This window comes from Actinomadura rubrisoli (assembly GCF_004349215.1).
GTDB classification, from domain to species: domain Bacteria; phylum Actinomycetota; class Actinomycetes; order Streptosporangiales; family Streptosporangiaceae; genus Spirillospora; species Spirillospora rubrisoli.
This window is the reverse complement of the sequence record NZ_SMKU01000335.1, coordinates 1-10,486: the sequence shown is the minus strand read 5'-3', so window position 1 is coordinate 10,486 and position 10,486 is coordinate 1. Positions and strand designations below refer to the sequence as shown.

At 72.1% G+C, this 10,486-nt stretch carries 10 protein-coding genes; 1 reads left to right on the top strand and 9 read right to left on the bottom strand.

The features are described 5' to 3' along the window. The 9 genes from E1298_RS38210 to E1298_RS38170 all read right to left on the bottom strand — a co-directional run. On the bottom strand, window positions 1-1,257 hold a 1,257-nt coding region (locus tag E1298_RS38210; protein WP_131902230.1), incomplete at its 3' end, for an MFS transporter. A gap of 65 nt (window positions 1,258-1,322) precedes the next feature. Beyond that, window positions 1,323-2,540, bottom strand: a complete 1,218-nt coding sequence (locus E1298_RS38205; protein ID WP_207945084.1) for a GNAT family N-acetyltransferase — start codon at window positions 2,538-2,540, stop codon at window positions 1,323-1,325. Further along, entirely contained in the window at window positions 2,537-3,613 is a 1,077-nt protein-coding gene (locus E1298_RS38200) for a methyltransferase (protein ID WP_131902226.1), read from the bottom strand. Before E1298_RS38200 ends, E1298_RS38205 begins: the two co-directional genes overlap by 4 nt. A gap of 3 nt (window positions 3,614-3,616) precedes the next feature. Then, window positions 3,617-5,551 (bottom strand): FAD-dependent monooxygenase, encoded by a 1,935-nt coding sequence (locus E1298_RS38195; RefSeq protein ID WP_131902224.1) that lies wholly within the window; start codon window positions 5,549-5,551, stop codon window positions 3,617-3,619. After that, complete coding sequence (locus E1298_RS38190; RefSeq protein WP_131902222.1) at window positions 5,548-6,558, bottom strand: methyltransferase; 1,011 nt, start codon at window positions 6,556-6,558, stop codon at window positions 5,548-5,550. The genes E1298_RS38195 and E1298_RS38190 overlap by 4 nt, the downstream gene beginning before the upstream one ends. Window positions 6,559-6,573: 15 nt before the next feature. Continuing rightward, window positions 6,574-7,095: a truncated hemoglobin gene (locus E1298_RS38185; protein WP_131902220.1), complete on the bottom strand. Its 522-nt coding sequence runs from the start codon at window positions 7,093-7,095 to the stop codon at window positions 6,574-6,576. A 10-nt stretch (window positions 7,096-7,105) separates the two neighbouring features. Beyond that, window positions 7,106-8,062 carry an aminotransferase class I/II-fold pyridoxal phosphate-dependent enzyme gene (locus tag E1298_RS38180; protein ID WP_131902218.1) on the bottom strand — a complete coding sequence of 319 codons (957 nt, stop codon included), beginning with the start codon at window positions 8,060-8,062 and terminating at the stop codon, window positions 7,106-7,108. Beyond that, entirely contained in the window at window positions 8,059-9,135 is a 1,077-nt protein-coding gene (locus tag E1298_RS38175) for a GNAT family N-acetyltransferase (protein ID WP_131902216.1), read from the bottom strand. Before E1298_RS38175 ends, E1298_RS38180 begins: the two co-directional genes overlap by 4 nt. After that, window positions 9,132-9,983, bottom strand: coding sequence for an isocitrate lyase/phosphoenolpyruvate mutase family protein (locus E1298_RS38170; protein WP_131902214.1), 852 nt, complete (start codon window positions 9,981-9,983; stop codon window positions 9,132-9,134). Before E1298_RS38170 ends, E1298_RS38175 begins: the two co-directional genes overlap by 4 nt. A gap of 59 nt (window positions 9,984-10,042) precedes the next feature. Here E1298_RS38170 and E1298_RS51360 point away from each other — a divergent pair, with 59 nt between their 5' ends. Then, window positions 10,043-10,165, top strand: a complete 123-nt coding sequence (locus E1298_RS51360; protein WP_279499454.1) for a hypothetical protein — start codon at window positions 10,043-10,045, stop codon at window positions 10,163-10,165. The last annotated feature ends 321 nt before the right edge of the window (window positions 10,166-10,486 follow it).

Below are 10,486 nucleotides of genomic sequence, written 5' to 3'. Positions count from 1 at the left end.
GGCGGCGGGCGGGGCGGGGTTGCGTGTCCCGATCATGACCAGGGCCGAGCACAGGGTGCCCGCGGCGCCGACGGCGAGCGCGAGGCGGGTGCCGGCCACATCCGCCAGGACGCCGCTGAAGGCGGCGCCGAAGGGGATGGCACCGAACAGCACCGTCATCGAGGCCGCGACCACGCGCCCCATCAGGTGGTTCGGCGTGATCAGCTGGCGCCATGTCGTGGCGCTGGAGACGAGGACCACCATGCCGCCCTGGGCGAGGATCTGGCCCGCGCACAGCAGCAGAACGATCAGGGCGGTGGCGCCGTCGGCCAGCGGGACGAGGGCGTAGCCGACGCCGCGTGCCAGCGCCCCGGCGATGATCGCCTGCTTGGGGCGCACGCGCCGGCCCAGGCGCCGCAGCAGCGTGGACGCGCCCACCGCGCCCACGGCGCCGACGCCGAGGACGATGCCGATCAGCAGCGCGGACAGGTCCAGGTCGCGCTTGGCGTACAGGACGTAGAGGGCCAGCACCCCGGCCGCGAAGAAGTTGTCGACCGCCGCCGCGAGGGCCAGCCGCCACTGCACCGGCTCACCGAGGATCACCTTGACGCCCTCGGCGAGCTCGGATCGGAACGAGCCGCCGCCGGGGCGGGCGCCGCCGCGTACGGTCTTCATGCGCAGGGCGGCCGCGGCGGAGACCAGGTACGTGGCCGCGTCGGTCACGACGGCCACCGGCGCGGACAGCGCCTGCACCAGCACGCCGCCGAATCCGGGCCCGGCGCCCTGGGCGATCGATCGGGACATCTCCAGCTTGCCGTTGGCGTCGAGCAGGTCCCTCTCCTCGACGATCGACGGCAGCAGCGCCTGGTAGGCGGCGTTGTAGGCGACCGACAGCAGGCCGGTGACGAACACGGCCAGATACAGGTACGCGAACTCCAGGTGATCCGTCCAGTGCAGCAGCGGGATCGCGAGCAGGGACAGGAAACGGCCGATGTCGGTGAAGATCAGGACCTGCCGGCGGTCGAGCCGGTCCACCCACACCCCCGCGACGGCGCCGAACAGCAGCGCGGGCAGGAACTCGAACGCGAGGACGAGGCTGACCTGGAGAGGGGATCCGTCGAGGAGGATGACCGCGACCAGCGGCAGGGCCAGCTGGGTGATCTGGGTGCCGGTCCACGAGAAGGACTGGCCCACCCACAGCAACCGGAAATTCGAATTCTGCCATGCGCCCGGACGAGGACCTTCGACGACCTGGTTGTCGGGAGCGATGACGATCACCTCCACTATCCGATGATGGGTTCATCCCAGTGGCACGGCTTTCCGTTACTCCTTTCTCCCCGAGGTCAGAACCTATGGGGACAGAATGGCGCCAAATCATTTGAAAACGCCCGCGAAACGGCGGCCAAGGCGGCCGGATCGGCGACGTTCACGCGGCCCGTCTGGGCGAGCGCGCGCAGAGTGAAGCCGCCGAGGTAGATGGAGCCCAGATCGGCCGCGTCCAGCGAGATGTCGGGGCGCGCCGCGGTGGGCTCGCAGACCGCGCCGGTGGAGTCGGCCGACAGCCGCCAGTGCCGGGTGTTCCACGGACAGAACGGGTCGTCGACCCGCAGCACCACGTCGACGTCCCGGGCGTAGCGGCGCGACGCGAGGGCGCGGCCGACGTCGACCAGGCGGACCTGCAACTGGTCGCTCACCGTCGGCCTGGCCGCCCTGGGGTCGGCCATCAGGTGCAGGAGCGCGTCGTCCACGGGCAGCCTCGCCACCGCGATGGTCGAGGTCAGGTCCATGTCGAGGACGAACCGCCACAGCGCCGCGTAGGCCGCGGGTTCCGTGGCGGCGATATCGCGCAGCCGCACCGTCCCGGCGGGCAGACCGTGGTCCGTCCGGGCGGCCGTGGCGTATCGGACGTAGCCCAGCGTCGTGCCCCCGCGGTGGGCGAGCACGCAGCGCAGCCGTGAGGCCCCCGCGCGCATCGACGGTGGATCGGCGATGACATAGCGCGCCCACGCGTCGTCGCGGACGGGCATCCCCGGACGCAGGGGCACCACGTCCGCGTAGATCCGCTCGGTGGCGGTGAGGGCCTCGGCCGGATCCACGCTCGTGAGCCGGATCCCCTGATCGCCTGGGACGTTCCCGAGAACGTGCCGCGGGATGGACAAGCTGATCTCCTGGCTCGCCGGCCCGAAGCCGTACCGCCCGTAGATCTGCGGCTCCGTGGTGAACAGCGCGGCGAGCGGCTCCCGGCCGTCCTGGCGGATCTCGTCGAGCAGGTGCCGCAGGAGCATGGTCAGCACCCCGCGCCGCCGGTGGGTCGGCAGCACCCCTCCCCAGGTCACGCCCGCCGTCGGGACGACGACGCCGCCCGGCGCGCTGACGCGCAGCGAGAAGCACGCCAGGCAGCCGCACATCCGGTCACCGTCCTCGGCCACCAGGGCCCGGTCGACCTCGAAGACCCCCCGCTGGACGGCGCGGACGTCCGGCGGCTGCTCGCGGCCGTACGCCTCGCCGAGCACGGCGTCCAGGGCGTCCCACTCGTCCTCGGTGGCCGCGCGGACCTTCACGGCAGCGCCTCGGGGTTCGGGCGGCATTCCAGTACCGGCCAGGTCCCGAGGACAGGCTCGGCCGCGGGTTCGAATCCGCCGTCGCGGATCAGCCGCCACCACTCCTCCAGCGTCCGTTCCCGGCCGCCGAAGGTCACGAGCATATGGACATCGAGCAGCTTGCCGTGGTCGGGCGCGTTGCCGCCGGCCAGGACCGAGTCCAGGACGAGCAGGCGCGCGTCGCCGTCATCGCCGATGGCCCGCCGGACGGTGCGCAGGATCCGCCGGGCCCTGTCGTCCGGCCAGTCATGCAGAATGGACTTGAGAATATAGGCGTCGTACCCGGCCGGAACGGTGTCGAAGAAATCCCCGGGAACGGCCCGCGCCCGCGAGGCGACGCCGAGGTCGGCGAATACCTTCGTGGACTCCTCGACCGCCGACGGCCGGTCCACCAGCAGTCCGCTGCCGTCGGGATTCTCCTGGAGCAGGCGGCCGAGGAAATAGCCCGTCCCGCCGCCGATATCGGCCACCCGCCGGAAACGGCCGAAGTCGTACGCCTGGAGGTATCCGTCCGTGACCGGCCCGGCGACCTGCTCGGCGGCCCGGTTGAAGAGCGCCTCCTGTTCCGGATGGTCTGCGAGATAGTCGAAGATCGGCTTCCCGAAGACCTTCTCGAAGGCGGGCCGGCCGGTGCGCACGCTGTGCATGATGTCGCCGTACTGCCGCCAGGTGATGTCCTCACCGTGCAGCACGATCAGGTCGCGGAACGTCCCGGGCCGCCCCGAGCGCAGGCCTTCCGCCTCGGGCGTGAGGGTGAACCGCCGGTCGGGCAGTTCGGCGAAGACACCGACCGACGCGGCGCAGCGCAGGATCCGGTAGAGGGCCCGCGGGTCGGCGCCGACCTGCCCGGCGAGCTCGTCCGCCGTCCGCGGGCCGGGAGCCAGCAGGTCGGCGACCGACAGCTTGGCCAGGACGTAGATCGCCTGGGCCGCGTACTTCTGAGTCATGATCCACAGGGGCCGCAGCGCCGGGGGAAGCCCGGCGGGGTCGTTCCACGCGCCGATCGGCCGGTCGGCGGGCTCGGTGTCCGTCACGTCTCATCTCCTGTCGTCCGGCCATCCCAGGTCAAGGTCGTCGCCGTCGCTCCCGGAGGCGGCGCGGCCGAACAGGGGGCCGCGCGGGGACCGCCCGCGCACCAGGCCCACCAGGTCCACTCGTCCGGCCCCGATCGCGGTGTTCGCCGCGTCCCGCCGCCACGGCCCCGACACCACCGTCAGGCAGCGAAGCTCGTTGCGCAGGACGTCGCTCGCCGCCAGGAGCCCGCCGACGACGTCGGCGGTTCCGGCCGTCCGCCCGGCGGGCACCAGGTGGACTCCCGCGCACTCGGCGGCGGCCACCATCGGCTCCATCGCATGGATCAGGGCCTCGGAGACGACGCCGTCGCCGTCCAGGCGCACCACCAGCGGTGCCCCCAGGGCGTCGGCGACCATCGCCATCATGGACCGGATGCGGATGACCGCCCGCCGGGCGCCGTCGGGCTCGGCGGCGTCCGCCCGCGTCGGCCACCGGGGCACCAGCTCGACGTGCGGCGCGCCGGCCAGGGCGAGAGCCGTCACCATCCGCCGGACCCGGATGCCGGACGCGTCCACGGGAATCGTGACGGTCCGGAAGACGGGCGGCTCGTCCCGGGGGACGCCGCGGGCGAACGTGATGCCGGCGAGGACCGGCCGCCCGTCGTCGGCGTCGAAGGCGCCGGCTCCGGCATCGGCTCCGCAGGTCCTGGTGAGCCAGTCGTCCACGACGGCGACGGTGCGGCGGGGGCTGTGCACCGTACCGATCGTGCAGGGCGTCAGGAGCGGCTCGGCGTCGGGCCCGTCAGCGCCGTCCTGCCCGAGCGCCCGGCACACGCGCGCGGTGAAGCCCGGGTCCATTCCGCGCAGCCGGTCGAACGTCGTGGTGTGCTGGCGGGCACGCCAGGAGAAGGCGAGCTGCACGACGGGGAACCGGTAGTAGCGTTCGACCCGCTCGAACCAGGATTGGCTCTCGGCCGCCCGCCGCTGCCCCTCCTCGACCGGCTCGCGCCGCGCGTGCTCGTAGGAACGCAGCGCGGCCTCCAGGTCGTCGTGACGGGCCAGGCGGGTCGCCAGCTGGAGGGCGTCCTCGACGGCGAGCCGCGTGCCCAGCCCGACCGAGTAGTGGGCGGTGTGCGCCGCGTCGCCGAGCAGCACCCTGTTGCCGGCGTGCCAGCGTTCGTTGCGCACGGTCACGAACCTCGACCAGCGCGCGTCCCCGGCGAGCAGGGCGCCGCCGTCCAGATCCTCCGCGAACACCTCGCGCAGGAAGCCGACCGACTCCGGCGTGGTCATCTCCGCCAGCCCGCTGCGCCGCCACATCCGCCCGCCGCATTCGGCGATGAAGGTGAACATCCCCGGGGCGAACGGGTAGACGTAGGCGAACACGACGCCGTGGGGGGTGGACCGGAACAGCATCGACGGTCTCAGGTGGTCGCTCTTCGCTGCGAGCCAGATGAAGTGGCCGGCCCCCGCCGACAGCGCGCTGCCGAAGGCGTCCGGGGCGGCGGCGCGCACGCTGCTGTGCACCCCGTCCGCCCCGATCAGCAGGTCCACCCCGGGCGCCCGGCCACGCACATCGTCCGCGTCCAGCGCGGTGCCGTCGAGGAACTCGACCCCGTGTTCGAGGCATCCCTGCCGGAGCGCCTCCATCAGCCGATGGCGCGTCACCGCCCCGAGCCGCGAGCCCGCCGCGGTGATCTCCTCGTGCTCGCGCCGCAGGGTCACGGTGTCCCAGGGGTGCAGGGCCTCCCGTACACGTGCCGCGCTGCCGGGGTCGATGCGGTGCAGGACGTCGACGGACGCGTCGTCGAGCGAGACGCCGAAACCGCCGGACGTGCCCCGGGCGTGGCGTTCCGCCACGATGACACGTTCCGCGACCGAGGTCCGGCGCAGCAGCAGCGCCGCGGCCAGGCCGGACGGGCCGCCGCCGACCACGAGAACCTCGCCGAGCCGGGTCACGGAACCGTCTCCCGCCCGGGAGCGGCCGCCACGATGACGTCGGTGAGCCCGCTGCCCGGCATCTCACCCGCGGCCGTCAGCGCCCTGACCTCGGTGGCGCCCAGCTCCTTCAGCCAGCGCTCCACGTCGCCGCGGCGGTGCACCGTGCCCCGCCGCGTGCGGATCGCCAGCATCAGCGCGTACAACGCCCGGATGCGGCTGCGCGCCGTCGTCCCGGAACTCAGCGCGTCGATGACGACCAGCCGCCCGCCGGGCGCCAGCGCGGACCACAACCGCGCCAGCAGGGACCTGGCCCGCGGCGCCGACTCCAGATGCAGGACGTTGCCCACGATCACCAGGTCGTAGACGCCCTTGGGCACGGTCACCGCGTGGTAGTCCCCGGCCAGCACGTCGACGTCGCCCGCGAGGCCCCACGCGGCGGCCTCGGCGCGGAAGAGCGGGACGACCTCGGGAAGATCCAGCGCGGTGACCTGGACACCCGGGTTGGCCTCGGCGACGGCCAAGCTCCACACACCCGAGCCGGCCCCCACGTCCAGAACCCTTCCGCGGACGGGTGACAGAGCGACCGCCGTCGTTCGCGCCGGGGCCTCGAACACCTGCCGGAGCGCGCCGGCGACCTTCTTGTAGGCGTCACCGCGCTGCCCTGCCGTGCCGTCCATCGCCACCAGGGGCGCGCCCGAACGCAGGAAGGCGGGGGCGTGCCCGCACAGCCGCAGATGGAACCCGACACCGCCGGGCGCCTCCTCGTCGTAGCGATGGAGTTCGTCGGAGGCGGTGAAGAGGCCGTCCTCGGTCGCGCTGACCAGGTCGTAGGCCAGCAGGACGCCGAGGACCAGCTCCGTCGCGCGCGAGTCGAGCCCCAGCCGGTCCGCCAGTCCATGTGACGTGTCGGCCCCGCTGAGCAACGCGTCCACGATCCCGGCATCGGCCGCGGCCTGCAGCCCCGCCCACGCCGGCGCGGCGTCCAGCAGCCGCCGCCCGGACAACTCGGTGAAGATCTCCATCATGGCGTTCCGGGCACCTCAGCGCGCTTCGCCGTCGGGGGCGGACAGCACGTTGCCGAGGCGGTCGATCCGCTGGCCGCGCGCGATCGCCGCCCCACGCGAGCACGCGGTCATGTCGAGACTCGCGATGGTCATCACGCCGATGAAGTCCGCCAGCTCCCGTTCCGGGGCGCCCGCGTCCCCGCCCGCCTCGCGCATCAGCTCCAGCCAGCGCAGGCGCTGGTCGTTGCTGACGACGAAGCGCGTGTGCGCGGTCAGCACACGGGGTTCCCAGGCCGAGAGGAGGTCCGGCGTGCCGTAGAGGTTGACGAAGTAGTCGGCCAGCCGTTTCGAGTGGTGCTCCCAGGCCCCCTCGAACAACGGGGACAGCAGTTCGTCCTGGGCCACGCGCTCATAGAAGGCCCTGGTGAGTCGGCGGAAGAAGTCCTCGCCGCCGATTCTGTCGAAGAAGTCGCTGGCCGCCGCGGCGGCGTCGTCAAGGGTCACGTCCTCCCGAAGCTCGGTCCCGCCTTCGGAAGCGATGAACACCTTCTGCAGCATGTGACTCACCTCAGTTCCGGTCGAACAGGCCGGTGCCGGTGATGGCACGGGCGAGGCGGACGGCGTCGTCGGGCGACGCGCCCGGGAAGCTGACACGCAGGGCCGGTACGTCGCAGTCGAAGTCCCGGCCGGGCGCCAGCCGGAAGCCGAGGCGCTCAAGCCGGGCGAGGGCGTGCTCCTCGCCGACCCCGGAAACGAGCGGGAGCAGCATGTGCGGTGCGGCCGGCCACCGGTACGGCACTTCGGCGAGGAACGCGGCGGCCGACTCGCGTGCCGTCGTGACCGCGTGCTCGGCCAGCACGTCCAGCCCGCCCTTCGCCGCGAAACGCGCCCAGCACCGCTGCCAGACGGGAGAGGGCGTGGTGCCCAGCAGCTCGGCGACCGCCTCGCCGAAGTACGAGGTGCTGTACACCCAGCCCAGCCGGCAGCCGTGGCCACCGATCTTGTGGAACGAGCCCAGCAGGTCGGCTCCCGCCAGGTCGGGAACGCCGCCGGGGGCGAACCACAGGTACGCGCCGTTGACGACGACGCGCTGGCCTTCAGCGGCCCGCCGTCCCAGTTCCTCGCACAGAGCGGCGTCGAGGGTGGCGCCGTCGGGATTGCGTGCCGGCGAGGTGACCCAGAGGGCGCCGGAACGCGGCACCGAGGGCAGGGCCTCCCAGGAATGCCGCTCCACACGCGCGCCCGCGAACTCAAGCACCCGGACCACGCCGCCGAAAGTGGGACGCTCGACGTGGACGACGCCGTGCACCCGGGCGTAGGTCAGCGCGGCGGCGCGCACCCCGGCCGTGATCGTGATGAACCGCGGGTCGAGCCCGAACCGGGCGCCTATCCACTCGCGCAGGAGCTCGTCGCCCTGAGGCATCGGGACGGCCCACAGCGACTCCTCCCGGAAGGAGACGCAGTCCTCCCACAACCGGCGCGCCTCTTCCGTCCAGCGAGGCGCCGTCCCACTGAAGTCGATCACCACTTCACGTCCCCGGCGGCCGCCCCGAGCGGCACCTCGACGCATCCGCGCAGCCGCTTGGCGTGCCAGGAGCCGGGCCCGTACACGATCTTGCGTATCCCCATCCCCGGCGCCAGCTCGGCGGGCCGGTAGTACGCGGTCGCGAAGTACGTCAGGCGCGCACGGTCGGTGGAGTAGTCGGTCCCCGTCATGAACGCGGTCCACAGGTGGCCGTCACGAACCATCAGCGTGAAGCCGAGGATCTCGCCCTCCGCCTCCGCGACGACGACCGTGAGGTCTTCCGGAGGGAACAGAGAACGCACTCGCAGGAGCAGCGCACGCTCGCGCTCCACGTCGGGCCGCCCGCCGTACTTGGCCACCACACCGCACCGCAGCTGGACCAGCCTGTCCAGGCAGCCGTCCAAGGGGCGTTCCCGTGTGACGACGCCCCGGGCGGCGAGCTCGCGCATCTCCCGCCGGGCCGCGCCCCGGCGCTTCTTATCCAGGGCGTGCAGGTAGCCGGAGGAGTCCTCCCAGGTCACGGGCAGCTCGCAGCGCGTCGTCAGGGGAATCACCGCGAAGCCCGATTCGTCCAGGACCTCGGCGAGCGCGTTCGCCTCGGGCGAGAGGTAGAGGAAGGCGATGCTGCGCACGCCGTTGTCGGCACACCACTCGCGCACCGCCGTGACCAGGCCGCGCAGCGTCCCGCGGTCGTCCGCGCCGGGCCCCACGGGGAAGAACTCGTAATTCGGGAGCATGAAGAACAGGCACGGGAAGCGTTCCCCCACCGGGGCACCGCGCCACGGATGCGGCCCCGCCTCGTTCAGCCCATCGCCGGCCGCCGCCCCGGCGAAGACCGCGTACGGGTCGATCCGCCGATTGCGCGGCGGTGCCGTGAGCAACGTCCCGCAGAGGACGGCCGGCCGGCCGCCGCCGTGCCGGAACACCAGGGCGGGCCCGGGGAGCCGGGTGCCTATCAGCGAGAACCAGCGGTACCGCGCCGTCGGGGACGTGTGACCGACCAGCTCGTCCCAATCCGCGGGAAGACCTTGCCGCACCGCCGGCCGGCAACCCGCCCCTTCGGCCGTCGTCATGTCCGCAGTTCCAGCCAGGAGTCGGTCTCCTGCAGGCGGAACACCTCGCCCAACGAGGCGATCTTGTCCTCGACACCCGCGGTGGACCCGCTGGCCCGGATGGCGCTCAGCGTCTCCCCGATGGCCCGCACGGCGGAGCGCAGCCCGTGATTGGCGTAGATCACCATGCCGGCGCCCTCCATCTCCAGCTCCCGGGCGGAGATGCCGTGGTAGGTGGTGGGAACGACGATCACCGGTACCGAGCCCCGCCACTTGCGCAGGAAGTCGACGATCCGATCCGGTGTCGAGTCCCGCGAGTGCACCAGGACCGCGTCCGCGCCCGCGTCGACATAGCACGCAGAACGGAACAGCGCCTCCTCGACGTCCCCGCCCGCCACCAGCGACTCCGTGCGCGCGATCAGGGACAGCTCGTCACCGGCCGCCTCCCTGGCGCTGCGGAGCTTCCGGCAGAACCGCTCGGGCCCGAGCAGCTCCTGGTCGACCGGCAGGAAGCTGTTGCGCTTGGGAAAGACCTTGTCCTCGACGCACACCGCGGTGGCCCCGGCGGCGACCGCGCTGCGCATGAGCCGCACGACGTTCAGCTCGTCCCCGAATCCCGTGTCGCCGTCGACGATGACGGGAACGGACACCGCACCGGTCATCTGCCGGGTGACGTCCATCATCTCGGTCATCGTCAGGAGCCCGATGTCGGGCAGGCCGAGACTGGCGGACACCTCCAGACCGGACACCCACACCGCGTCGAACCCGGAACGCTCCACCAGCCGCGCTGTCAGCGCGCTGCAAGCCCCCGCCGTCCAGACAAGCGATTCGTCCCGGAAGTGCTTACCAAGTCCAGCAGACCAGACCATGGGACCACTTCTCCCCCTTCACCGGATTAATCCCCCTGGTGATCGTAAAGGAGCCCCCGATGACCGTCCATGCGGCGATAGCGGCACCCGACCGTACTCGAATGGCGTTCACCGACTACGCCGGAAGTGGAATCCTCACCCCCCACCACCGCCCTGACCTGTGGGTCCACATTCCCAACTAAATCAATCAACTACCCATAGAACCGTACACACCCGAACTACCTCAGAATCCACATTCACGCCCTCTGGAAGAGAAACGAGCTGCGGCGCCCCTGACCAAAGAACCTCAAGTGACTTCTGTGACTTAACCTCTGGCAATACACGAAACCGCCCACAGCTCGGCGCCGGCACGATGGGCCGAGTACGGCTATTGCGCGTCGCATCCCGCCCAGGCCGCAAGAGCCTTGAGGAATTCCAAGAACCAACCCCAGGGAAGACAGGGGCCGAAGCCCCAGGGGGGCTAGGGCCGAAGCCCCAGGGGGATAGGGGCGAAGCCCCAGGGG